Genomic DNA, 23,230 nt, shown 5'->3' with positions numbered 1-23,230 from the left:
CCGCGCGGGGGCCCGCGCGAGGGCATGTGCGGGGGCGCGCACGGGCCTGGACGTGGCCTCGATCCGCACGACGCGTTCGTCACTCTTTGTGTCGGCGGTGGCCGAGCACGGATTACTTGAATGGTTTTGCTCGGACGGTATGGTGAAGCGAGTCCCAGACCGGGCGGAGGGCGTCGTGGTGTTGCAGCTACAGAAAGTCTCCAAACGGTACGACAGAGATCGCCCGGTTCTGCGCGACATTAATCTTGAGGTGGCCGCGGGAGAGCGTCTGGCCATTGTGGGTGGAAACGGATCCGGTAAATCCAGCCTGCTCAGGGTGATCGTCGGGCTGTCGCGTCCTTCGTCGGGAACGGTCCGGGTGCCGGACGGCGCGATCGGCTACGTTCCCGAGCGATTCCCCTGCCATGACCGGATGTCGGCGGCGTCCTATCTGCGGCATCTCGGACGCATCCGTGGGCTGAGCACCGGTGACGCGCGGCGCCGGGCCGACGAGCTGCTCGAACGGCTGTCGCTGGTCGGCGGGAGCCGCACGCCCCTGCGACGGCTGTCGAAGGGGAACGCCCAGCGGGTCGCGTTGGCCCAGGCCATGCTGGTTCCGCCCCGGTTGCTGGTTCTCGACGAACCGGCGTCCGGCCTGGCCGAGTCGGTGCACGAGGCGCTGGCCGACCTCATGCGGGAGGCGTCGTCGGGCGGCGCCGTGGTCTTCACCGAACATAACGCGGCTTTCGTCCGGGAGAACGCCACCCGGATCTGCACACTGAACGAAGGTGCCCTCAAAGCGGCGGATCCGTTTGCGGAGAGCGAGCGTTCTCGGAAAATCGTCCGCGTTGAGGTCACCCCCAAGGGGCCGGAAACCGCGCACGAACTCGACTGGGCGAACATGCGCGGTGTGGTGCGGACTCAGCAGGACGAAGACCAAGTGGTCCTTCATGTACTCCATGAGCATCGCGAGGACATTCTCTGGGCCGCATTGCAGAACGGCTGGTCGATCAACACCGTCGTGAACGAGAAGTGAGAGGACGGCACCGCACCGTGTTCGGGCTCTACCGCTACACCCTGGCCGGATTCCTTCTCTCCCAGCGATATGTGGCCCCGGCGCTGATGTTCCTCGCCGCCGTCGCCATTGGATCGGGGTCCTCGACCTCGTCCTCCAGCTCGTCGAGCCCCTGGATCACGCGATGGGAGAGCGACTGGATCCGCCGGGCGAGGCTGACGAAGACCCCCACCTGCCGCCCGGGCGGCGACTCGGACACCGGCGACACAGGGGGTCTCACACTCGCCGCGCCCACCACCGCGTTCCAGGCTTCGGTGTGCGCCTGGTGGACGCTGTGCGCGAGATGCGCGATGGCGTCGCCGGGCGCCGGACGCGGCGCGACGCCTTCCCGTGCCGGAGGCACCTTCCCCGCCGCGACGCGGCCGACCAGTTCCTGGAGTTCCCGTCGCCCCTGCGCGAGCGAGAATTCGAGCGCGGCCAGCCGCCGTCGCGCGTCCTCGAAGTGGAACGCCTGACGCTCGATGATCCGGCGCTCCCGCCGGGTCGCCTGGTGCGCCCCGACCATCGCGGCGCCGAGGACCGCCACCGTCCCCGCCGCGCAGGCGACCAGAATCAGCCGAACCGTTCGCGACCCGGAGCCCTCGGCGAGCAGTAATGCGGCCGCGAGCAATCCGAGGCACGATATAAGGGCGGCGGGAAGGACGGAAATGCCGAGATAGAAGGCGCCGAAACCGGTCGGCGGACGCCGACGTCCACCACGACCCGACTGAGCATCATGATCTTCGTCTCGACGTTCGGGAACGGAGGAAGACAGGGGAGACTCAGGCATAGGCGTCCTTGGTGGAAGGCGAGTTCTCCGGGGCGGGCCACACCATACTGGGCACCCCCGGATACGTCCATTTAAGCCGCACAAGTAACCACAATCCCGGATCGACGCCACGTCTGATTCAGCAGATTTGTACCGAATGCCGGGCTCACTGTGCAGCGTGAACCTGGCAGGCGGCGGGATCATGGACTTAGGGTCGAGCCGTATGGGGCCCTGAAGGGTCCACGTCCTGCTGCGAACCGCTGCCTGAGAGACAGACGTGAACCAGCGACCGACCGCACGTTGCCGGGAACTCTTCCCAGACCGCATCCATTCGGTCGCCCCTCCCCACCATGACTCGCTCACGGGGTCGTCGGAGGCGGCCGATCGGCCCACCGTCGCCGACCTCGGAGAACGCCCCAACATCGCTCGCGTGCACAATTACTTCCTCGGAGGAAAGGACTATTTCGCGGACGACCGCCTTTTCGCCCACAAAATTCTCGAACTCGCCCCCCGCCACAAGCGGACGCTCCACGCCAACCGCGCGTTCGTCACACGCGCGGCGCGCCATCTCGTGGCGCGGCGCGGTGTCCGGCAGCTCATCGAGGTCGGCATGGGCTTCCCGGTGCAGCGAAACCTGCATCAGGTGGCGCAAGGCATCGACCCGGACGCCCGCGTCGTCTACGTCGACACCGACCCGGTCGTGCTGTCGCACGCGCGAGCCCTTCTCGCGACCAACGATCGGGTGAAAGTCGTCGAAGGGCAGGCGCACGACCCGTACGGATTCCTGAACCACCAGAACACTCGTGAGCTGATCGACTTCACCCGTCCGGTCGCGGTCGTGCTCGCCGGTAGCCTCCAGTTCGTCCCGTCCACCGCCAATCCCTGCGAAGCCGTTTTCCAGATGTGCGGCGCCCTGCCGCCCGGCAGTTACCTGGTGCTGACGCATCCGGCGACGCGACCGGAGACACTGCTCATCTCCGACCTGTTCCGTGAACATCTGGGAGGGTCACAGCCGCCGCTCGCGCGAGAACAGATGACGGCCCTCTTTCGTGGTCTCGCGTTGGAGCCGCCGGGTGTCGTGCCCGTGTCCGGCTGGCAGCCCGACCTCGCACCCTTGCCCGGCGGAGAGGCGTGGTTCTATGCCGGTGTCGGACGGATCCCGCTCCGGCGGGGCGAAAAGGAGCACAAAGCATAGGCGCCATAGTGCGAAACTGACTCAGACCCGTTTCGGGCCGCCCGCATCCAACGGGACGGCTGAGGTGAAGGGAAGAGCCGATGACCACCCTGAGGGCGCTGGTGGGCCGTGCCGACCTCAATCTGCGCTTCCTCACCGCGGCTGACGAACAACGGTACGGAGACCGGCAGGTGAACGGCGCCGTCCAGCCGGATCTGCCACTGGACGAGTTGTGCCGACGCAGCGAACTCGTCTCCGACAACGGCCCGCTCCGAGCCTTTCTCGTCCTCCTGTCCCCCGCCATTGAGGACGAATTCCTCGGCCTTCTGGCCGATCTCGGTGTCGCCGGTGTCGTGCTGCGCTCGAACTGGAAGTCGGGCGATCCGCCACCGGCCCCATGGGCGGCCGCCGCGCGACGGCACGGGCTGCCCCTGCTGGTCATGCCCGACGACGGGATCTGGGCGTCCGCGGCCATCAACGTCGCGATCCTGGACGAGCGCCGACACGAAGACCACCACACCTCGCATTTCCTGCGCGACCTGCAACGGGAGGCGGCGCGGCCGGAGGGCCTCGCGCGCCTGCTCGAACTGGTGGCGAAACTCGTGGGCGGATACGCCGTACTGGTCGACCGGTCCGGCCACCCGGAATCGGACCACTCGCGGGTACCCGACGGCCTCCTCACCCAGGTCGCCGACGACATCCGGCGGGTCGCGGCCGGGCGGATCAGCTCGGCGTCGGTCAGCCTCCGCGGCGCCGCCGTGCACGTCCTGCCGATCGACTCCGTCGACCCGCCGGTGGTCTTGGTCGTCGGCAGGAGAAGCTCGTTCACCCCGGCGGAACGGCGTCTGGTCGCCGACGCGGCCAGGCTGATCGGGATGCGCAGGCGCCTGGACGAGCTGGCCCGCACCCAACAGCGCGTCGGCGAGGTGGACCTCCAGAACCGGGAGGTCGTCCTCCACCTCCTCATGACCGGCCATCTCCCAGCCGCCCGGCGCGCGGCGAGCGCGCTGCGGCCGGAACTCGCCGACGTCATCCGCGTCCACCTGGTGGAGGGCCCCAAGGAGACCAGGGACCAGCTCGTCTCCCGCTGCGTCGAGGCGACCGACGACCAGGCGTGGATCATCAGATGCCCGCTGTACTCCAATCACGTGATCGTCCTCGCGCCGGTCCTGCTCCCGCCGCCGTACCACGACGACAAGGACGGAATGCCGCTGGACCGGCTGAGCCGGGCGCTTCGGGAACTCGTCCCCCTCCACGACGACGTCTCCGTGGGCGCGAGCCTGCCGGTCTCGCTCGCCGACACGCCCGTCGGATGGGGGCAGGCGTATCACGCGCTGGCCGTCGCCCGGAACAGCGCCGAGCGGTTCGCGCGGTTCAACCCGCAGGCGTCGATCGCCGACCTGCTGGGCCCGGACGGCGACCAGTGGGCGCGCGCGAAACTCCGCCCGCTCCTGCACTACCGCCCCGACCGTCCGCAGGACCCCGACGCCGGGGAACTCACCGAAACACTGCGCTCGTGGCTCACCTTCTCCAGCAGCGCGGCGCGACTTCTCAAGATCCACCGAAACACGCTGTCCTCCCGCCTCCGCCGGATCGAGAGCCTCCTCGGCTGCGAGCTGGCCGACCTGGTGACGCAGACAGAGCTGAACCTCGCCATGCAACTGCTGGGAACCTCCGACGAGCAGGAACGTCCGACCGACATCACCCTGAACGGCCTCCTCGACCACGACCACGTCCGGGAGTGGGCGGACGACCAGCTCCGCCCGTTCTTCCAGCGTGAGTCGCTCCTGCTCCTGGACACGCTCCGTTGCTGGCTGGACAACAACGCGAGCCTCAAGGCGGCGGCGACGCGACTGGGCATTTCCGTGCCGGGCGTGCGCAAGCGTCTCCTGCGCGTCGAGGAGCTGACCGAGCGCTCGCTGCTCGGCGCCCCCTCGGTGCGGTACGACCTGTGGATCGCGCTTCGCGTCCACGATCGGTCTCATCCCTGACCGCGCGCCTCTTGACCGGGTTTGTCCGACCTTGGTCTAATCACATCGCTGGCTGACAACGTTGTCACACCCCCTCGATGTGCAGGAGGCGACTGAACAGTGAGCAGCAGAGGTCCACGTATCGCGCTGGCGGCGGTGGCGCTCGCCGCCGTGAGCCTCGGCGCGGGCGTCCTCGCGCCGGGCGCGCTGGCGAGTCCGGCGCAGCGCGGCGGCGGTGGGCGGCATGCCCCCGTCGTCGTGAGCGCCACCCCTGACCAGCGGCTCGACAGCGCCTGGCGCCGGTTCGGCAACGGTGGCGGAGGCTGGCGGAACCAGGGCGGCTGGGCCGCGGCGGACGGCACGTACTCCACGCGGCTGCCGGGCGGACGCATCGCCTGGCTCTTCAACGACACCTTCCTCGGCCCCGTCAACCCCGACGAGAGCCTCCCCCGCGGTGCCGGTTTCGTGCACAACTCGATCGTCCTGGCGGGCCGCGACGGGCTTCCGCAGACAACGTTGACAAGAGGAACGCACGAGAAGCCGGAGTCGCTCGTCGGCCCGACGCCGTCGAAGCCGCCGTGGGATCCGGGAGGCACGAACGACCACTGGTACTGGAACGCCGACGGGATCGTCGACGGCGGCAAGCTCCGCCTGTTCGAGCTGGAGCAGGGCCCGTCAGACGACCCACCACCGTTCAACTTCAAGTGGGTCGGCACTGACATCGCGTCGTTCTCGCACGACCTGCGCTCCGCCAAAGTGACGCACAGCTACGACGAGGGCAACGTCCAGTGGGGCGTCGAGCTGATACGCCACCACGGCTACATCTACATCTACGGCGTCGAAGGCGTCCCCTTCAACAAGTACATGCACATCGCGCGCGCCCGCGTCGGACACCTGGTGGAGCGTTCCTGGGAGTTCTACACCGGTTCGGGTTGGTCGACCGACCCGACGGCGTCCGCGCGCGTCATGGACGACATCGGCTCGTCCTACAGCGTCACCCCGATGAACGGCTATTTCGTTCTCACGACGAGCAACGCGACCCTGGGCCACGAGGTGTACGTCGCGACCTCGCCGTCGCCCACCGGCCCGTTCACGAACCGCAAGGCCGTCTACACCGCGCCTGAGGGCGGCGGGAACATCTTCGCGCCGTACAACATCGCCGCGCACCCGGAGCTGAGCCGCCGCGGTGAACTCGTCATCTCCTACAACGTGAACAGCGCGAAGATCGAAGACCTGTACGCCGACATCAACAACAACCGGGCCCGCTACCTCCGCATACGTTTCGCCAGATAGAGCGCACACAACAACGGGCCGTCCCCGCTTAGCGAGGACGGCCCGTTCGTCTCTTCTACAACACCGCTCGTCTAAAGCACCGCGTCGAGCTCCTCAGCGGTAGGCGGATCGGCCCCGGGCCGAGCGCACGTGATCGCCGCGCACGCCAGCGCCGACGCCAACGGTGCGGACAACGATGTCGCGTCCGCCCGGGTCAGGTCGTCCCGGCGCGCGGGGTCGAGCAGCCCGGCCGCCAGCAGGCCGGACAGCAGCCCCGACATGAAGGCGTCCCCCGCCCCCACGGTGTCGACGACCTCCACGACCGGGGCGGGCCGCTCGACCTGCCCGGACGCGGTCACGGCGACGCAGCCGCCGGGCCCCCGGGTGACGACGACGAGCGCGGGGCCGAGCCGGAGCCACCGGTGGGCGATCTCCACGGGGTCGGCCCCCGGATACAGCCAGGCGAGGTCCTCGTCGCTGGCCTTGACCACGTCGCCGAGCGACACCTGCCGCTCGACCCGCCGCCGCTCGACCTCCCGGGCACCGAGCAGCGGCGGACGGATGTTCGGGTCGTAGCAGACGGTCGGCGCCGCCGTCATCGCCTTCTCGACCGCCCCGGGCGCCAGCGCCGCCGCCAGCGACCCGGTGTGGAGGACGGCCGCGTCCGGCGACACCCCGGCCCCGGCGGGCTCCCAAGAGATCGCGAAGTCGTAGGACGGCACGCCCAGCTCGTCGACCGACACGACGGCGAGCGGGGTGAACGGCGCGTCCCACAGCTCGGTCGTCACCCCCGACCTGGCCAGATGCCCGGTGACCAGGCGCCCGAAGGCGTCGTCGCCGAGGCCGGTCACCAGCGTCACCGCGTCGCCGAGCCGTCCGAGCCCGACCGCGACGTTGGCCGGGCCGCCACCGGGATCGGCTCGGAAGCGCCGTCCGCCGGGGTCCCCGACCAGATCGACCAGGGCCTCGCCGAACACCACGATCCGGGCCATCGCGTCCCCCTCTGACAATGGTCAGCAACCCGCCTTGTAGAGCACCTTCTGCCCTTCGGGCGTGTCCACATTGTCCTTCGTGACGACGGTGGCCTCGGTCGGGATCGACTTGGTCACCGGCTGCCCCTTCACCGCCGCGACGGCCTGGTCGACGCCCTTCGCGCCGATCTCGCCGGGCAGCTGGGCGATCAGGCCCTGGACGACGCCGTCCCGCAGCTGCTTGACCTGCGCCGGGCCCGCGTCGAACCCGATCATCTTCACCTTGCCGAGCTTGCCCGCCTGCTGGAGCGCCGAGCCCGCGCCGGTCGCGGAGTTGAGGTTCGTGGCGAAGACGCCCGCCAGATCAGGATCCTTCGCCAGCGCCGAGTTCAGAATCTTGCTCGCGCTGCCGACGTCGTTGTGCGAGTACTGCACGCCCACGTACTGGACGTTCGGATGCGACGCCTTGATCGCCTGCTCGAAGCCCTTGACCCGCGCGTCCACGGTGCTGACGCCCGGGTCGGTCGACACGACGAGCACCTTGCCCTTGTCGCCGATCTGCTTGGTCAGCGCTGCCGCCGCGGCCTCGCCGCCCTTGGTGTTGTCGGTGCTGATCCGCGACAGCCCGATGCCGGGGTCCTCCACCTCGGTGTCCACCAGAATGATCTTGATCCCGGCGGACTTGGCCTGGGTGAGCGGCGCGATCAGCGCCTTTGTGTCGGTCGGCGCGATCAGCATCGCGTCCGGTTTGTCGGCCACCACCGAGTTCACGATGGGGGTCTGGAGGGTCGGGTCGAACTTCTGCGGGCCCTGCACCGAGAGCTTGACGCCGAGCCTGGCGGCCTCCGCCTTCGCCCCGCACGCCATCGTCTCGTAGAACTCCTCGCCCGCCATGCCCTGCACGAGCGTCACCTCGATCTTGCCGCCGGACCCGCCGGAGCCGCCGTCGTCGCCGCACGCGGTGACGCCACCGGCCGCGACCACCGCCGCCAGGGCCAGCCCTATCGCTCTGCGCATCGTTGTGCCTTTCGTCGTGCCGCCGGGTCGGTCCCGCGGCTCGGCCGTCAGTGATCTCGCGCCTTGCGGCGCCACTGGTCGAGGTAGACGGCGGCGATGAGCACCGCCCCCACCACGACCTGCTGCCAGAACGGCTTGACGCCGAGGATCTGGAAGCCGTTCTGCAGGACGGCGGGGATGAACACGCCGATGACCGTGCCGGTGACGGTCCCGACGCCGCCGAACAGGCTGGTGCCGCCGATCACCACGGCCGCGATCGCCTGCAAGTTGTCGGTGGAATGCGCGGAGACGCCGGTGATGCCGTACTTGGCGAGCGACAGGTAGCCCGCGAGCCCGGCGAGCAGCCCGGCCAGCCCGTACACCTTGACCAGGTGCCGGTTGACCTGGACGCCCGAGTTGCGCGCCGCCTTCTCGTTGGAGCCGATCGCGTACGTGTGGCGTCCGAACCGGCACTGCGCGAGGACGATCCCGAGCACGATCGTGACCGCGACGGCGATCCAGACGATCAGCGGCACCCCGGCGAACTTGTCGAGCCCCAGCCCGAGGTTGAGACGGCTCGGCGCCCGCATGTCCACGCCGCCGGTGAGGAGCAGCGCCCCGCCGAGCGACATGCCGAGCGTCCCGAGCGTGACGATCAGCGGCGGGATCTTCCCGTACGCGACGAGCGCCCCGTTCAGAACACCCCACGCGAGCCCGGTCAGGACGGCGACAAGGGCGCCGAGCAGCAGAGACCCGGTGGACGTCGCGCCGGTGGCCTCCATCGTCTTGGTGGCGGTGACGCCGGAGAACACCAGGATCCCGCCGACCGACAGGTCGATGCCCGCCGTGATGATGACGTACGTCATCCCGATCGCGAGGAGCAGCAGGATCGCGGCGTCCGCGACGAGGTTCAGCAGGTTGAAGGAGCTGGCGAAGCTGTCCGGGTCGAGGATCGAGAACCCGGCGAGCAGCGCGGCGAGGACCAACCCGATCCACACCTCCTGCGCCGACGCCAACCTCCCGAAGACGCCGCCGAGCACCGACGAACCCGAACCCGAGGACTCCACGACGTCGGCCCCGGCGTTCTTCGGGCTCGTCGGACGGCTGGGCGCCCTCATCGCTTCTCCCCCTCCGCGGAACCGGTGTCGGACGGTTTCTCCAACTCCTGCTCAAGCGCTCCGGTCATGGCCCCGACCAGCTCCTCCATGGACACGTCCGCGCCGGTGAACCGCGCGACCCGGCGGCCGAGGCGCAGCACCTCGATCCGGTCGGCGACGGCCTTGACGTCCTGCATGTTGTGGGTGATCAGCACGACCGCCACGCCCGAGTCGCGGACGGTGCGGATCAGGTCCAGCACCCGCGCGGTCTGCACGACGCCGAGCGCGGCGGTGGGCTCGTCCATGAACACCACGCGGCGGGCCCAGGTCACGGCGCGCGCCACCGCGACGCCCTGCCGCTGCCCGCCGGACAGCGTCGACACCGACACCGCGTCCGACTTCAGCCGCACGCCGAGGCGCTCGCACTCCTCCCGCGCCCGGGCGCGCATGGCGGCGTTGTCGAGGAAGCCGAGCCGTCCGAGCAGCCCGGGCCGCAGCACCTCGCGGCCGAGGAAGAAGTTGGCGGCGGGGGTGAGGTCGGCGCACAACGCGAGGTCCTGGTGGACGGTCTCGATGCCCGCCGCCCTGGCCTGCTCGACCGACTCGAACCGGTGCGGCTCTCCGTCGACCAGGATGCGTCCGCCGTCCGGGGCCTCCACCCCGGACAGGATCTTCACGAGCGTCGACTTGCCCGCGCCGTTGTCGCCGATCAGCGCGACGACCTCGCCCGCCGGGAGCGTGAAGTCGGCGCCGCGCAGCGCGTCCACGTGCCCGTAGCTCTTCGTGATGCCGTGCGCTTCGAGCAGCGGCTCCGTCATGGCGCGCCTCCGTTCGCCTGGACTCCGTCCGGCACCGGGGGCAGGCAACGCAGGATCTCGACGTCGCCGCGCACCTCCAGCGGGCCCGCCCCGTACGGGACGAGGACGGTCTGCCCCTTCGTCAGCGGCGTCGTCTCACCGAATCCGCGCAGCTCACCGGCCCCGCGCAGGACGATCAGCACCGCGAAGCTCGCCGCCAGTTCGGCGCCGCCCGCGACCAGTTCGGCGCGGAAGAAGGCGTCGGCGTCCTCGGCCCACACCCGTCGCACGCCCGGCTCGCACTCGGGCAGCTCGGCGGGCCGCCGAACGAGCCCGGCCATCTCCTCGGCGGAGTGCGCGCGGACGTCCACGCAGGTCACCGCCGTGTCCCAGCCGAGCCGCAGGTCGGAGTCGGCGCCGTCCGGCGAGAAGTTCGCCCATTCGAGCATGACGCTGAAGTCGGTCGGCTCCTGGACCTCGACGAGGAACACCCCGGCGCCGACCGCGTGCGGGAGCCCGGCGGGGACCAGCACGGAGTCGCCGGGACGGACTGTCACCGGGTTCATCGTCGCGAGCATCGCCGCGCCGTTCTGAACGCGGACCCATTCGCGCAGGCGGCTCCGCCCGACGTCCTCCCGGAAGCCGAGGTGGACCCGGCCCTCGCCGCCGTCCGGGACGCCCATGACCAGCCACGCCTCGGTCTTGCCGAACGCGCTGCCGAGATGGGCGCGGGCGAACTCGCGGCTCGGGTGGACGTGCACCGGCAGCCGCTGCCCGGCGTCGAGCAGCTTGACCAGCAGGGCCGGGGTGTCGCCCCAGGAGCGCACGTGCTCGGGCCCGAGCCATCCGTCCGGATCCGCGGCGACCGCGGCGCGCAGGGGCCGCCCGTCCGGCAGGACGGTGAGCCCCGCGTCGCCGCCGCCGAACCGGCTGGTGGTCGACCCGACCCAGTCCTCGGGACGGTGGTCGTCGGGTGGCGGGCCGCCCCGGAAGCGGCCGATGTTCGCGCCGCCTCGGTAGAAGTGCCGGGGCTGGTTCGCGGTCAGGGGGATGAGGTGGTGTTCAGACATCGTCCTCGCCGAGGGGGATGGTCGGCTGCGGCGCACCGCACGTTGCGCCTCAAGGTCGCCGCTCTGAGACATCGTTGTCAAGATTTCGCCGACCGCCGTGACCTCTTCGTGACTCGATCTTCGCGCCGTACCAGACCACCGGATGGGCGCCCAGCTGGGAAAACAAGACTCGTCTTCGCTGGCGTGACACTTCGGCCAGGCACCCCTGGCCAACAAGAGCCAGCGAGGTTATTGATAACGTTGTCGGAAAGCATGGGGACGCTACGTTGGTCATGAACATCTCAGGTAGAAGGGCTTCGGTGGACAGGCAGGACAGGCGGCGCAGGCCGACGATCTCGGACGTGGCGGCCGCGGCCGGGGTGAGCCCGAAGACGGTGTCCCGGGTGATCAACCACGAGCCGAACGTCCGCGCGGAACTGGTCGAACAGGTGCTCGCGGCGATCGGCGAACTCGGGTTCCGCCGCAACGACATGGCGAGCACGCTGCGCTCGGGACGGCAGACCGCGACGATCGGTCTGATCATCGAGGACCTGGCGAACCCGTTCTACTCCACGATCGCGGCGGCGGTGGCCAGGGTCGCCCGCGCCCACGACACCCACCTGATCACCGTCAGCTCGGAGGAGGACCCCGAGCTGGAGCAGCGCCAGTTCCTCGACCTGTGCCAGCGCCGGGTGGACGGGCTGATCATCGTCCCCGCGGGCTCCGACCACTCCTTCGCTCGCACCGAGGTCGAGATGGGCATGCGGGTGGTGTTCCTGGACCGCCCGCCGTCCGGGATCCTGGCCGACAGCGTCGTCATCGACAACGCGGCGGGCGCCCGCGCCGGAATCGTGGATCTGCTGGACTCCGGGCACCGCCGCATCGGCGTCATCGTCGACTCCCCCGCCATCTACACCGCGCGCGAGCGCCTCGCCGGGGTGCGGACGGCGCTGGCCGACGCGGCGGTCCCCTACGACGACTCCCTGGTCAGGGTCGGTGTCGCGGACCCCGGCGAGGCCGCCGACGCCGTCGCCGCCATGCTGGACGGCGACGACCCGCCCACGGCGTTCTTCGCGGGCAACAACCGGATCGCGATCGGCGCCATGCAGGAGCTGTACCGGCGCGACGACGGCGCCGCGCTGATGGGCTTCGACGACTTCGAGCTGTCCGCGCTGATGCCGCGCCCGCTGACGGTGATCGCCTACGACGTGCAGGAACTGGGCCGCGCCGCCGCCGACCGCCTCTTCGAGCGGATCGGCGGCGACACGTCCTGGCCGTCCGAGCTCATGATCCCGACACGACTCGTCCGGCGCGGCATCGAACTCCTGAAGTCCTGACGCCGCGCGGCGCTCAGCCGTGCCCGTGGTTGGAGACGAGCGACGTCCTGTACCCCTGGGCGGTGACCTCCAGGTCGGACGGGTGGCCGCCCTGACGCGGACAGGAGATCGTGACCCTGCGCCGCTCTCCGGGTAGCAGCCACAGATAGTTGTCGGAGTACGTGGCAGGCAGAACCCGGTCTTTTGACCTGCGATGACGAAGCGCAAGCCGCACCATCGGGGCGACCACGTTCCCCCTGTTGTGGACGGTCACGGTGAGGCTCAACCGCCCATGCCAGTCGGTGACGCGGCTACCGGTCAGCCGCAACGACGCGCCGGACAGCTCGTTCAGCGCTTGCAGATCCTTCGGCTGGGTGTGACGCCAGTACGTGTTCTCCGACAACGTGTCCCCGTCGGCATTCGCAAGACGAAGCCGCACCAGATGCAGAGGATGTTCCGTACCGGCCAGCGGATCGACCGTGAACGCCGCTGCGGTAGACGACGCCATCAGATCGACTGTCTTCCACCGCTTGTCGGCCAGTGGACGCCCCTTCAGGTCGAGTACGTCGGCTTCGACAACGGCACCGCGTAGCGCGTCCCGTGTGTGGTTGACGGCGATGACGTTCCAGTTACGCGGATCGGCCTGGACATGGTGCGGTTCGCATCCCGTCTTCGCGCCGTAGTAGGTGCCGTTGACGTCGAGGTCGTAGTCGTAGGTCTGCCACACCACGCTGTGCCAGGCCGGGTTCGACATCCAGAGCAGCAGACCCGTCGCGTCCTGCCAGAGGTTCGCGTTCCACGCCTCGAACATGGCACGCATGCTCTCGAAGTTCACTAGCTGCGCCTTGGTACAGAACTCCTCCAGCGAATGTGACTCACCCAGCCTTTCGTCTATCGCCGCCTTGTAGCTCTGTGGGTACTGGCCTCCGCGCGTAGCCCAGTCGTGGTAGGCCCAGACCGTGTCGATAGGCCAACCCTTCTCGTCACCGACGAGATTGCGCATGCTCTCCGCGACCGGGACGGTTGGGATACCGATTTCGGTGTGGAAGCCGAACGTGTCCTGCGCGTAGGTCTCGGCGGAGAAGTACAACGCCGGGTCGATCCAGGCGTACGGGCCGCTGCCGCTGACGATGTCGGCGGCCGAGTTGCTGACGTACAGGACGTCCGGATGCACCTCAGCGACGGCCTGCCGCGCGCCCTTGTCGACCTCCCCGGACGGCGTCCCCTCATTGGCGCCGCACCAGACCACGATGGACGGGTGCGACCGGTACCGAAGGATGGTGTCCCGGACGTGCCGCAGGTACAGCGCATGGTCCGGTGGGTCGAGGAACCAGGCGTTCCAGAAGTCGTTCCACACCAACAGCCCGTTCTCGTCGCAGCGGGCGTAGAACTCCTCCCGGTTACTGCTGCCGAGCCAGTTCCGGATCATCGTGAAGTTCATGTCGCGGTGGTATTCGACGACGGCGTCCATGCGGCCGTCCAGCATTCTGCGCAGGAGCTCGTCCCAGCCCCAGTTGCCGCCGCGACACATCACCGGAACGCCGTTCACGCTTATCTTCAGTTGCGTGGGCGCGTTGTTCACCGCTTTGACGTCGGTCCACTTGTCGCCGTCGGCCGAGACTTGAACCTTGAAGGTCTTGGCGTAGGCGACCTCCCACACAAGGGTGATCTGGTCGAAGCTCGCGGCCTTGCCGAGATCGACCTGGATGTACTGGTCATCGTTGTACGACGACGACCACCGCGTGTTCGGGTCGCCGTCGACGGCCTTCTCCGGCGACCGATCAGGACTGTCCACCGACGACGCCGATGCCTGGGCCCCGCGCGCCAGGTCAACGGTCGGGTTCTGCTTGTCGACGATGGACAGCGTCCACAACGACACCCCGTAGCCCGTCGCGCGACGCCCCGCCTGGATCCGGACGAACCGCGCCTGCTGCCGCTCCAGCTCGACGACCTGCTGCACCCTGTTGGCACCGGGCTCGAACTTGATGGGGTTCTCCGACTCGTACTTCGTCTGCCGCAACCCAACCCGTAGTGTGCGGCGGTCGCTGCGCGCACCGTCGACCTCTGCGACTACGTCCAGGTCATGCAGCGTAGGCTCGCCGTACCCGTTGGGCCACCACAGCTCGGGGTCGGTCAGGCGCAGCTCGGAGAACTCCTTCGGCGAGAAGACCACGTCCACGGTCTTGCCACCGTCAACGTCCACGTCCTTCTCAACACGAACGCGCCCAAGCGCCGCCCTGACTCTCACCTTCTGCTGCGAAGACGCCGCGTTCCGCACCGGCACGGTGACGGTGACGTCCGCCCGAGACACATCAGGCAGATTCGGTAGGGACGTCTCAACCAGCGGGTCCCCCACAACCGCCGCGCGGGTCGACCGCAGCCGGACGTGGTTCCAGATCCCCATCACACGGTCCCGAACCGCGGGCATCCAGTCCCACCCGGTCACGGCCAGATACGTGGGCGCATTGCGCATGATCATGAACGAGCCCGCGTCGTGGTAGGGCTGCCCGTCGTCCCCCCGGTCGCCCGGACTCCCGGGGAAGGGCATCGGGTCGATCCGGACGGCGAGAACATGCTCACCGCCCCGCCCCAACTGCGCGGACACATCAAAGGCACCCCGCGCGGACGGATGCTCCAGCTCCCCGACCTTCACCCCGTCGAGCCAGATCTCGGCGCGATGGTTGATGCCGTCCAGCTCCAGCCAGACGCGATCGTGCCCGCGCTCCGGAAACCGATGCGGCAACCGGAAAACTCGCCGATACCACCACGAGTTCTTCCCAAGCGCCTCCGGAGCCCGCAGGTTGTTGAATCCCTCCACCGGATCCGGAAGATGCCCTTCCTCAACCAGCGAAGCGAGGATCGTTCCAGGCACCCGCGCCCGCAACCAACGCGAGGTATCGACCCCATCTGCCGAGACCACGGCACCATCTCCCGTGCCCGCGAACTCCTGCAACGTGACGTTCCAGCCCGACTCGACGGGCACGGTCCCATCACGTTCGACCCGCAGCGCCGGGACGCGGCGGGCGCCGCTCGTCCAGTCAGTCCACCCGGTGACGTCGGCCCGCCGCCCCCGCGCCGTCCCGTACACCTGGAACGAGTTGAGTCCCAGCGGATTGGGATTCGACTGCTTCGTCCCAACCAGCCGAACCCACCGCGTTGTCACCGCCTCATCGAGGACGACCTCGACAACACCACCCGTCTTGGTAGACCCGTCATGCACGGACTTCCAGCTACGCCCGTCGTCCGACACCTCCACCCGGAACTCGGTGGCGTAACTGGACAGAACCTCCCACCCGGTCGTGTCGCGACGCGGATTGTTGGTGTCCTCGCCCGGTTTGAAGACGACATCGCCCTCCGCCGCCTCGAACACGAGCACGACCGACTCGACCCGGCAGGACCCCTGAAGATCGACGGCGACCCACTGCGTGCCACCGACCGCGGCCCGCCACCCACTTCCCTGGACGTTCCGACGCGCCATCCGATCGACAACGAAATGCCCCGGTGTGGGCGCATACGCGGTCGACGAGACGTGCACCGGCCGGTAGAGCGCGAGATCGGTCTTCCCCGGCTGGGCCGGTGCGGCGGACGCCCGCCCTTGAGTCACTCCAGCCAGCCCGACACTCGCGAGCAGCGTGGAACCCGTGACGAGAAAGCCCCGCCTGGACAGAGCCGTGCCGTGGTCATGGTCGTCGCGCATCAGCACTCCATCGACTGGTCGGTAAGCGACTGACATCGTTGTCACCCCATCGCCGCCCGAGTATCGGTTGACCTCGCTGGGAACGTCAAGGGCCGCGACAAAGAGCGACAACGATGTCACTCACCACCGATCGTGATGCACAACCTCCTCCAGCGCCCGGCGACTCCGCCACCCGTGCCGCTCAAGATCCGGCACGTCCTCAAGATGACCGACGGGCCCCACACACAACCAAGCCACCGGCCGAAGCCCCTCCGGAACCCCAAGCAATTCCCGCAGAAAAGCCTCCCGATAAAACGAGACCCACCCCACCCCGAGCCCCTCCGCCGTAGCGGCCAGCCACAGATTCTGAATGGCCAGACACACCGAGTAGAGGCCCGCGTCCGCGATGGCATGCCGTCCCAGAACGGCCGGACCACCACGCTCAGGGTCGTAGGTAACGACGATCGAGAGGCTCGACTCCAGAACCCCGTCAACCTTGATCCGCGCGAACCGCTCCGCTGCGACCCCCGCCAAACTCGCCGCGAAAACCGCTCGCTCGACCTGAACATGGTCGTAGAAATCCCGCCGAATCCCGGCGTCCCTCACCAACACGAAATCCCAGGGCTGCGAAAGCCCGACACTGGGCGCGGCATGTGCGGCCGCCAGAACCCGTCCGAGCACGTCCTCCGGGACTGGCACCCCAGTGAACTCCGCACGCACGTCACGCCGACGGTGGATCACGTCGTAAACATCCAAGGCAGGCTCCCGCCGCTCGGGCCACCATCAAAGGTGGCCGCCGTAGCGAGGCCGGTCTTCGGACTCCCGGATCGACGCCGAATCGTCCGCCTTCCCAACCTGCCGGTCAGTGGCCGCGCGAATCGCGCATGGACGAAGGCTCCCCGGTTACCGCGGCGGGCCCGTGCCGGTTTTCCACCGGCTTCCCGATTCTCCCCACACAGGGGCACCCCGCATCAGTTATGCCACCCCAAACATATCGCCCCCAGAACTAAACGCCGGGATCGATCACCGCGAAGACGACCTTCCCCGCATCATCCGCAAGAGGACGGACGCCGTCGTCCACCTGGTCCAAACCGGCGAAGCCGATGAACTCGCCAGTAGTCAGTACTTCGACCGCCCACCAGCCGTAGCCTCGCTCGTCGAACGCGGACTGGAAACGTGTCACGGACGCGTCGCTCTGTTCTCGGGTCAGCAACTCGCCCAGGTGCTCGCGGACCTCGGGGTCGGCGTTCATCGCCGCCCACGGTTCGAGATCGGAGTCCTGCCATCGGCGGAGGATTAGGCGGTCGGTGCGTAGTTCAGCCATCGCGCCAAGGCAACATGGGTGCGCGGTGTCAACGCAACCCGTTTCAGTTGGTGGTTTCGGTGGGGGCGCCGGACGCCAGCCAGGTGGTGAAGCGGAATTGGGTTTCGGCGAACGTCAGGCCTTCGGTGCGGGTTGAGAGGATCCAGCGGTGCCCGTAAGGGCAGCGGACGAGGGCGTGCCGGTCGCCGCTGAAGGTGTCCTGGACGGGGGCGAGCCGCTCGGCGCCCGCCTCGACCGCGCGGGCGGTGGCGGCTGAGGCGTCGTCGCAGTTCAGGAGGATCGAGAACGCGGCGCCGCCGTAGTAGTCGGGCGAGTGCAGGCCGACCTCGGGCATCTCGTCCATCACGACGATCAGGGAGCCGTGGATGAGGGTGGCGGCGTGCATCGCGCGGCCGTCGGGGCGGCCAGGCGGGCGAGGACGTCGGCGTCGAAGGCCGTCCGGTAGAAGTCGAGCGCGGCGAGCGCGTCGTGGACCGCGATGAACGGCGTGCCGGAACGATAGTGATCACGCAGGTGCATGCGCCGCACGTTAGGCAGACGGACGCAGTCCCGGCTTGAACGAATGCGACCTCAGGTCGGACGGCGTGCGTCCCGTGAGGGCGCGCAGCTCGCGGGTGAGGTGCGCCTGGTCGCTGTATCCCGATTCGACGGCAATGTCGGACAGGGGGCGCATGCTGGCGAGGAGGGCGGCGGCGCGTTCAAAGCGGAAGATACGGGCGACGGTCTTGGGCGGCAGGCCGACCTGGTCGCGGAACCTGCGGGTCAGGCGCCGGGGCGTCCACCCGATCCGGTCGGCGAGCGCGGCCACCCGGGCCCGGCCGGACGTCGCGCGGAGCCGGTGCCAGGCCCACTCGACCGCCCGGTCGGGTTGGGGGCCGCGTGCGATGCGCCGCGCCAGGACGGTGTCGAGGACGGCGGCGCGCCGCGTCCAGGTCCGGGCGGCGGCGGTGCGCTCCGACAGCCGGATGTCGAGGACGGTGTCGAAGTCCAGCAGTTGGTTGCTGATCAGGTGCAGGGGCATTCGGAGCAGCGAGTACGCGCCGAATGGATCGAGACGGATCTGAATTCCGTGCTGGATTCCCGCGTGGACGGTGACGGCCGTCCGGTCGTGCGGCCCGACGATAACGGATGTGCATGCGCCCGACGCGTTGAGCGGATCGGCTTCGCTGTCGTCTGGTTGCTCGGGCAGGCCGGTGTGCTGGGCGAACGCCAGCAAGTCCGGCGGTGGACGCAGGTCGAAGAACAACTCCAGCGGGAACACCGCGCGGCGGAGCCCCACCGGCTCGGCCACGCTCATCTCGGTTGTCCCTCACGCGCGTGCCCGGCGCGATCGCGGGCAGGGCTGTGACGAGTCCGCTGGACCGCTGCCCGAGCTGGCAACGGCTCGCGGACGACCAGCTGATCGGGAGACGCTGATATGCCGAACGTGCTCGTACTGGGCGCCGGTGGACGAATCGCGCGGTGGGCGACCGGCATGCTCGCCGACAACGACGCCACTCTGACCCTGTTTCTGCGCGAGGCGAAACGCCTCACCGGCGCGCCCGCATCGGCCCGGATCATCGAGGGCGACGTGCTGGACCGGGATCGTCTCGCCGACGCCGTGCGTGGACAGGACATCGTCTACGCCAACCTCGCGGGCGATCTCGACCTTCAGGCCGAGCGCGTGGTCGAAGCGATGGAGGAGCAGGGCGTCTCCCGCCTGATCTTCATCACGTCCTTGGGCATCTATGACGAGGTTCCAGGCGCCTTCGGCGAATGGAACCGGCGGCAGATCGGCGGAATGCTCCCGCCCTATAGAGCCGCCGCCGACGCCATCGAGGCGTCCGCCCTCGACTACACGATCCTGCGTCCCGCCTGGCTCACCGACGTCGACGAGATCGACTACGAGGTCACGCGGAGGGACGAACCATTCAGGGGGACGGAGGTCTCCCGCAAGAGCGTGGCCGCCGTCGTCACCGACATCGTCATTTCACCGGACCTGTGGTCGCGCTCGAATCTGGGCGTGGACAAGCCCGGCACGGATGGCGCCAAGCCATCCTTTCTCTGAACGCTGAGTGAAGCGGACGCGACGACCTTCACCGGGCTCGCGAGGCGCGGACGACCTCCGCCTCCTCACCCTGCGCCACCAAGGCCGCGAGCGCCTGGGGGCGAGCCGTCGGTGACGTGGGTCTTCAGCAGGTCGGTCGGATCGGTCATCGGGCCGGTCTCGCCGGGTGGTCGGTCGGAGTCGATCAGGGTGTTGTAGCGTGTGAGCGCTTCCACGATCGGCCGGGGTGAGAGTTGTGGGGACGACGCGTTTCCATTTTACATTTGAAGACCTTGCGCGAGTCCGGGTCGCTGCGCCGGATCCGGTTACGGAAGCGCTGTTCGCGTTCCGTTTTCTTCAGCAGCGCGGCGAGCGTGGAATGTTCCGGGAGTGGCGCTCCGACGTCCGCGCCCGGATTTCAGATTCCCCGAGCACGGCCATGCTCGCACCCTTATTGTCCCCGCGGACAATAGTTTTCGACCTGTTCACTCTGTGCGGGCTCACCGGGTCGGTCGATGACGCTGTGGAGAACCTGCGCGGCCGTCCGACCGAACGTCTGGCAGCCGAGGTCGCCCATGCCGGTGTGGTGAACGCGCTGCCCAGTTGGATACGGCACATCGCCGAGGCCGACCGGGAATGGATGGACCAGCTCGGAGTCGCCATTCACGGGGCCCATCAGGCGACGGTGGCTCCCTACTGGCCGCAGATCCGGGCCCGTCTGAGCACCGAACGCGGCAGGCACGGCCGGGCCCTCGCGGACTTCGGCGCCGCGCATCTGCTGGCGAACCTGCACCCCGCGGTCCGGTGGCGTCCCCCGGTGCTGGAAATTCCGAGCAGCTGGGATCGCGAATTCCGTTTGGGCGGACGCGGAATGGTCGTGATCCCGTCGGTCTTCTGCCGTCCGCTGCCGACCCCGATGCTCGATTACAACGAGGGCGAGGACGAGTCTCCGGAGTTGTGGCTTTTCGTCCCCGCCGCCGACGTCCCCGCCGCGTCCTCCGAGCTGCCCACGGATCAGGTCGCGGACGGACGCGCGCTCGCCACACTGCTGGGCCGGACCAGGGCGACAGTGCTGCGCGCCGTCGCCGCCGGGCCCGTCACGACGGGCGGCCTGGCCAGCCGGGCCGGCGTCTCGATCTCCGTCGCCAGCCAGCAGGCAGGCGTGCTCCGGGACGCGGGACTCATCGCCACCCGGCGAACCGGAAAGGCCGTCCTGCACACCACCACGACGACCGGCGACGCGCTCCTCTCCGGCGACCTGCCACGCCAGACCTGACCCGCTCACGTCCGATTCACCGGGACTCTCGCCTTCCTTTTAGGGAGCGTTGAAAAGATTGCCAAGGCGGCTGACACCGGTAAGGATCCTGGTGTCGGGAAAGCCCCACGAGCACGGGGAGCGGATGAGCACCACGAATTGCCGATCTGGCAGAGGGCGTTACGGCATCAGCGAAAGAGACGGCCCCGCACCGACCGTGACGACCCGCGGATGCGGCCATGGCGAAAGGCATCCGGGCCACGCCGACGCGGCCTCCGGACGCCGACCCGGCGGGCGCTGCTTCGATCTCGTGACCGGCCGCCGCCGCACCGGGTGAATGGACTCGGTCCCCGCCGTTCGGGCCACGGACGTTCGAGCTTCACTTCGCGAATCTGGTTCGTACGTCCGACGCCGGCGGGGCATGCCCCGGCGGGGACCGTTCGTCACCCTGACACCCCAGACCGTGCGGTCGGCTCTATGGCGCGAGAGCCGACCGCACGCCACCCCCTCCGCGGGGCGACCGCTAGGCGTCGACGGACATGGGGGATCCGGAGCGTTCGCGCTCCTCCTCTTCCCTCTGCCTTTCCAGCAGCTTTTCGTGCGCTTTCCTCATTGCGTTGCGCACCTGGTGGTGCAGGCTGGTGAACTCCGACTCGGTGATGGTGCCGCGTTTGGCGTCCATGATCTGCCGATGGACGGGACGCAACGACTGCCTGGCGGACACGTCGGGACCGCCGTCCTTCTTGACGATATCGACGACGAACCTGATCCAGTCCGCCTTGTTGTACGGGTTGCCGGGGACGACCGGGTTCTCCGCCTCGGTCCTTTCGACGAGCGCGGTGACCTTCAACCGGATCGCGAGACCGAGGCCGTCCATGCTCGCCCGGAAATCGCGGAGGGCGGACTCCATGGCCAACTGTTCGGTGTTGACCGCGTTGGTTCCGACCACCAGGTTCTGGAAGATGGTGGGGCCGCCGTCGTTGTCGCCGATGAGGTGACACCATTCGTGGGAGGCCGGGCGCCCCGAACGGCCCCCACGGCCGCTCTGTGACATCAGGCTGTGCGCAGGAAAGCCGCTCATCGCGGCGATGGGATTGCGCCCGCCGGTTTGCCTGTCCGTTACCGGCGCATGGGACAGCCCCACCTGCTCGCGCACCTTGTTGGCCGCCGTCACCGCGTCCAACTGGGCGGAGAAATCCTCCACGCTCTTGAAGCGGCGATCGTCCTTGCGCGTCCCGTCCCCGTGTGTGAAGGCTTCGTCGAGAACGTTGTTGGTGTAGAAGACGAAAGGCTGGGTCTGCTCGCTGGGCAGCCTGACGAACGCATCCCGGTTGGCGGGAACGCGATCGTCCTGCTTCAGGCCCCGTCTCTCGGCCAGTTGCTCGATTGTCCTTTCGTCGGTATCCGGGACCTCGTTCCGGATCCAGGTCAGGAAGTCCAGGTTGATGTCCCAGTAGTCGCCGAACCGGTAGGTCCGTCCCATCGACCGGCCCTTCGACCCCTTGGGCCTGACCGCCAGGATTCTGAACCACCCGGTCCTGTCGATCAGAATGGGACTGGGCCCCTGCGGGTTGTTGATCGCCTCCACATCGTAGATGTGGAACGAGGTCTGGTAGGAGAACTTCCAGCTGGTCTGGAGAACACCGCCCCTTCGCGATGCCTCCCGCCTGGGCAGGCTCATCTCACGCTCCATGCGCGGCGCGTTCACCCATTCGGGACGCTGAACGACGGAGGCCCGGGTCGGTGTCTGCTCGAGCCTTCCGTTCTCGTCGAACTCTTCGGGCGGCACCCACATCGCCGGAAGATTGTCCAATTGCGTGTACTGGGCCAGTTGTTGCTGCGCGGTCCCGGGAATGGTCGCTCGCTGAATTGTCGCTTCGGCGTGCGGTGCCCCGGTCGGCGGGGGCACGGTGGGGGCGGCCGGGGCGCTGCCGCGAAGGGCGCGGGTGGCGCGGGTCTCGGCGTCGCGTTCGAAGCGGTCGCCGGGGTCCGAGACGCGCAGCCCGTCGCCCTGGTCGGTGCCCGCGACCGGGCCCGACCGCTGCTGGATCACATGGACCAGCTCGTGGGCGAGCGTGTGCCGGCCGGCGCCTCCCCTGCCGATGACCACGTGGTTGCCGGACGTGTAGGCGCGGGCGCCGACCTCGGCGGCGGAGGTGCGGGCGACGGCGTCGTCGTGGACGCGGACATCGGAGAAGTCGGCGCCCAGCCGGGCCTCCATGTCCGTGCGAGTCCGCTCGTCGATGGGACGGCCCCGCCCGCGCAGGACGGACGGGACGGCCGAACGCTGAACCGGCGCCCCTCCGCCACGGCGAAGCATCCGGCTGACCGCGGCGTTCCCCGCCTTCGCCTGTAATGCGAGAAGACCCTGGGACGACGTTTCGTGTTTCGCGGCACCGGCGGCGTCCGGCTTCTTCTCGACCTTGTTGGTCGTTGTGGGGTCCACATGGTCGCGCAAGGCCATCTCCTCAAGGGAACGTAGACAGTTCGTATCTACGCGACCGA

21 protein-coding genes and 1 riboswitch are annotated in these 23,230 nt (G+C 68.8%); of the genes, 7 read left to right on the top strand and 14 right to left on the bottom strand.

Annotated elements, in window-relative coordinates; all coding sequences use genetic code 11:
* The first annotated feature begins 52 nt into the window (after positions 1-52).
* A complete protein-coding gene (locus ABD808_RS01100) occupies positions 53-1,015 on the top strand; it encodes an ABC transporter ATP-binding protein (protein ID WP_344888061.1) in 963 nt (320 codons plus the stop codon).
* Positions 1,016-1,049: 34 nt separating this feature from the next.
* Here the strand turns inward: ABD808_RS01100 and ABD808_RS01095 are convergent, their stop codons facing one another.
* Positions 1,050-1,664: a hypothetical protein gene (locus tag ABD808_RS01095; RefSeq protein ID WP_344888058.1), complete on the bottom strand. Its 615-nt coding sequence runs from the start codon at positions 1,662-1,664 to the stop codon at positions 1,050-1,052.
* A 415-nt stretch (positions 1,665-2,079) separates the two neighbouring features.
* Between ABD808_RS01095 and ABD808_RS01090 the strand changes: the two genes are divergently transcribed.
* From ABD808_RS01090 to ABD808_RS01080, 3 genes are all read left to right on the top strand, one after another.
* Positions 2,080-2,997: an SAM-dependent methyltransferase gene (locus ABD808_RS01090; RefSeq protein ID WP_344888055.1), complete on the top strand. Its 918-nt coding sequence runs from the start codon at positions 2,080-2,082 to the stop codon at positions 2,995-2,997.
* 80 nt (positions 2,998-3,077) lie between these two features.
* The gene (locus ABD808_RS01085) at positions 3,078-4,967 is read left to right on the top strand and encodes a helix-turn-helix domain-containing protein (RefSeq protein WP_344888052.1); all 1,890 of its coding nucleotides are present in this window, start codon (positions 3,078-3,080) and stop codon (positions 4,965-4,967) included.
* A 99-nt stretch (positions 4,968-5,066) separates the two neighbouring features.
* The gene (locus ABD808_RS01080; protein ID WP_344888049.1) at positions 5,067-6,239 is read left to right on the top strand and encodes a glycoside hydrolase family 183 protein; all 1,173 of its coding nucleotides are present in this window, start codon (positions 5,067-5,069) and stop codon (positions 6,237-6,239) included.
* A gap of 71 nt (positions 6,240-6,310) precedes the next feature.
* Here the strand turns inward: ABD808_RS01080 and ABD808_RS01075 are convergent, their stop codons facing one another.
* The 5 genes from ABD808_RS01075 to ABD808_RS01055 are packed head-to-tail and all read right to left on the bottom strand — an operon-like array spanning position 6,311 to position 11,149.
* Positions 6,311-7,210, bottom strand: coding sequence for a carbohydrate kinase family protein (locus tag ABD808_RS01075; protein ID WP_344888045.1), 900 nt, complete (start codon positions 7,208-7,210; stop codon positions 6,311-6,313).
* Between the two features lie 21 nt (positions 7,211-7,231).
* The gene (locus ABD808_RS01070; protein ID WP_344888042.1) at positions 7,232-8,206 is read right to left on the bottom strand and encodes an ABC transporter substrate-binding protein; all 975 of its coding nucleotides are present in this window, start codon (positions 8,204-8,206) and stop codon (positions 7,232-7,234) included.
* Between the two features lie 47 nt (positions 8,207-8,253).
* On the bottom strand, positions 8,254-9,303 hold the full coding sequence (locus ABD808_RS01065) for an ABC transporter permease (RefSeq protein ID WP_344888039.1): 1,050 nt from the start codon (positions 9,301-9,303) through the stop codon (positions 8,254-8,256).
* Entirely contained in the window at positions 9,300-10,100 is an 801-nt protein-coding gene (locus ABD808_RS01060) for an ATP-binding cassette domain-containing protein (protein ID WP_344888036.1), read from the bottom strand. The genes ABD808_RS01065 and ABD808_RS01060 overlap by 4 nt, the downstream gene beginning before the upstream one ends.
* Positions 10,097-11,149 carry a class I mannose-6-phosphate isomerase gene (locus tag ABD808_RS01055; RefSeq protein WP_344888033.1) on the bottom strand — a complete coding sequence of 351 codons (1,053 nt, stop codon included), beginning with the start codon at positions 11,147-11,149 and terminating at the stop codon, positions 10,097-10,099. The genes ABD808_RS01060 and ABD808_RS01055 overlap by 4 nt, the downstream gene beginning before the upstream one ends.
* Positions 11,150-11,448: 299 nt before the next feature.
* On the opposite strand from ABD808_RS01055, the gene ABD808_RS01050 reads away from it, so the two are divergent.
* Positions 11,449-12,465 (top strand): LacI family DNA-binding transcriptional regulator, encoded by a 1,017-nt coding sequence (locus tag ABD808_RS01050; RefSeq protein WP_344888030.1) that lies wholly within the window; start codon positions 11,449-11,451, stop codon positions 12,463-12,465.
* Between the two features lie 13 nt (positions 12,466-12,478).
* Here ABD808_RS01050 and ABD808_RS01045 read toward each other — a convergent pair whose 3' ends face one another.
* From ABD808_RS01045 to ABD808_RS01020, 6 genes are all read right to left on the bottom strand, one after another.
* Positions 12,479-16,141 carry a discoidin domain-containing protein gene (locus ABD808_RS01045; RefSeq protein WP_344888027.1) on the bottom strand — a complete coding sequence of 1,221 codons (3,663 nt, stop codon included), beginning with the start codon at positions 16,139-16,141 and terminating at the stop codon, positions 12,479-12,481.
* A 120-nt stretch (positions 16,142-16,261) separates the two neighbouring features.
* On the bottom strand, positions 16,262-16,876 hold the full coding sequence (gene bluB / locus ABD808_RS01040) for a 5,6-dimethylbenzimidazole synthase (protein WP_344888024.1): 615 nt from the start codon (positions 16,874-16,876) through the stop codon (positions 16,262-16,264).
* 32 nt (positions 16,877-16,908) lie between these two features.
* Positions 16,909-17,104, bottom strand: a riboswitch (cobalamin riboswitch).
* A gap of 22 nt (positions 17,105-17,126) precedes the next feature.
* Entirely contained in the window at positions 17,127-17,444 is a 318-nt protein-coding gene (locus ABD808_RS01035) for a GNAT family N-acetyltransferase (RefSeq protein WP_344888021.1), read from the bottom strand.
* Positions 17,445-17,487: 43 nt separating this feature from the next.
* Positions 17,488-17,829 carry a VOC family protein gene (locus tag ABD808_RS01030; protein WP_344888018.1) on the bottom strand — a complete coding sequence of 114 codons (342 nt, stop codon included), beginning with the start codon at positions 17,827-17,829 and terminating at the stop codon, positions 17,488-17,490.
* Positions 17,796-17,963 (bottom strand): hypothetical protein, encoded by a 168-nt coding sequence (locus ABD808_RS01025; protein WP_344888015.1) that lies wholly within the window; start codon positions 17,961-17,963, stop codon positions 17,796-17,798. The genes ABD808_RS01030 and ABD808_RS01025 overlap by 34 nt, the downstream gene beginning before the upstream one ends.
* Positions 17,964-17,973: 10 nt before the next feature.
* A complete protein-coding gene (locus ABD808_RS01020) occupies positions 17,974-18,741 on the bottom strand; it encodes a helix-turn-helix domain-containing protein (protein ID WP_344888012.1) in 768 nt (255 codons plus the stop codon).
* A gap of 120 nt (positions 18,742-18,861) precedes the next feature.
* On the opposite strand from ABD808_RS01020, the gene ABD808_RS01015 reads away from it, so the two are divergent.
* The gene (locus tag ABD808_RS01015; protein ID WP_344888009.1) at positions 18,862-19,491 is read left to right on the top strand and encodes an SDR family oxidoreductase; all 630 of its coding nucleotides are present in this window, start codon (positions 18,862-18,864) and stop codon (positions 19,489-19,491) included.
* Positions 19,492-19,556: 65 nt separating this feature from the next.
* On the opposite strand, the gene ABD808_RS01010 is transcribed toward ABD808_RS01015, so the two are convergent.
* The gene (locus tag ABD808_RS01010) at positions 19,557-19,706 is read right to left on the bottom strand and encodes a hypothetical protein (protein ID WP_344888006.1); all 150 of its coding nucleotides are present in this window, start codon (positions 19,704-19,706) and stop codon (positions 19,557-19,559) included.
* Positions 19,707-19,924: 218 nt separating this feature from the next.
* Between ABD808_RS01010 and ABD808_RS01005 the strand changes: the two genes are divergently transcribed.
* Positions 19,925-20,746, top strand: a complete 822-nt coding sequence (locus tag ABD808_RS01005) for an ArsR/SmtB family transcription factor (RefSeq protein WP_344888003.1) — start codon at positions 19,925-19,927, stop codon at positions 20,744-20,746.
* A gap of 502 nt (positions 20,747-21,248) precedes the next feature.
* On the opposite strand, the gene ABD808_RS01000 is transcribed toward ABD808_RS01005, so the two are convergent.
* Entirely contained in the window at positions 21,249-23,183 is a 1,935-nt protein-coding gene (locus ABD808_RS01000; protein ID WP_344888000.1) for an eCIS core domain-containing protein, read from the bottom strand.
* Positions 23,184-23,230: the final 47 nt, after the last annotated feature.

Source organism: Actinomadura meridiana (assembly GCF_039537545.1).
In the GTDB taxonomy this organism is placed as follows: Bacteria; Actinomycetota; Actinomycetes; order Streptosporangiales; family Streptosporangiaceae; genus Spirillospora; species Spirillospora meridiana.
This window is presented reverse-complemented; position numbering and strand designations above follow the sequence as displayed.

Bases quoted from the DNA above. Each gene is read 5' to 3' on its own strand.
- ABD808_RS01060 (WP_344888036.1), bottom strand. From the start codon at position 10,100: ATGACGGAGCCGCTGCTCGAAGCGCACGGCATCACGAAGAGCTACGGG.
- ABD808_RS01020 (WP_344888012.1), bottom strand. From the start codon at position 18,741: ATGAGCGTGGCCGAGCCGGTGGGGCTCCGCCGCGCGGTGTTCCCGCTG.
- ABD808_RS01045 (WP_344888027.1), bottom strand. From the start codon at position 16,141: ATGCGCGACGACCATGACCACGGCACGGCTCTGTCCAGGCGGGGCTTT.
- ABD808_RS01035 (WP_344888021.1), bottom strand. From the start codon at position 17,444: ATGGCTGAACTACGCACCGACCGCCTAATCCTCCGCCGATGGCAGGAC.
- ABD808_RS01065 (WP_344888039.1), bottom strand. From the start codon at position 9,303: ATGAGGGCGCCCAGCCGTCCGACGAGCCCGAAGAACGCCGGGGCCGAC.
- ABD808_RS01030 (WP_344888018.1), bottom strand. From the start codon at position 17,829: ATGCACGCCGCCACCCTCATCCACGGCTCCCTGATCGTCGTGATGGAC.
- ABD808_RS01055 (WP_344888033.1), bottom strand. From the start codon at position 11,149: ATGTCTGAACACCACCTCATCCCCCTGACCGCGAACCAGCCCCGGCAC.
- ABD808_RS01015 (WP_344888009.1), top strand. From the start codon at position 18,862: ATGCCGAACGTGCTCGTACTGGGCGCCGGTGGACGAATCGCGCGGTGG.
- ABD808_RS01075 (WP_344888045.1), bottom strand. From the start codon at position 7,210: ATGGCCCGGATCGTGGTGTTCGGCGAGGCCCTGGTCGATCTGGTCGGG.
- ABD808_RS01085 (WP_344888052.1), top strand. From the start codon at position 3,078: ATGACCACCCTGAGGGCGCTGGTGGGCCGTGCCGACCTCAATCTGCGC.
- ABD808_RS01025 (WP_344888015.1), bottom strand. From the start codon at position 17,963: ATGCACCTGCGTGATCACTATCGTTCCGGCACGCCGTTCATCGCGGTC.
- ABD808_RS01070 (WP_344888042.1), bottom strand. From the start codon at position 8,206: ATGCGCAGAGCGATAGGGCTGGCCCTGGCGGCGGTGGTCGCGGCCGGT.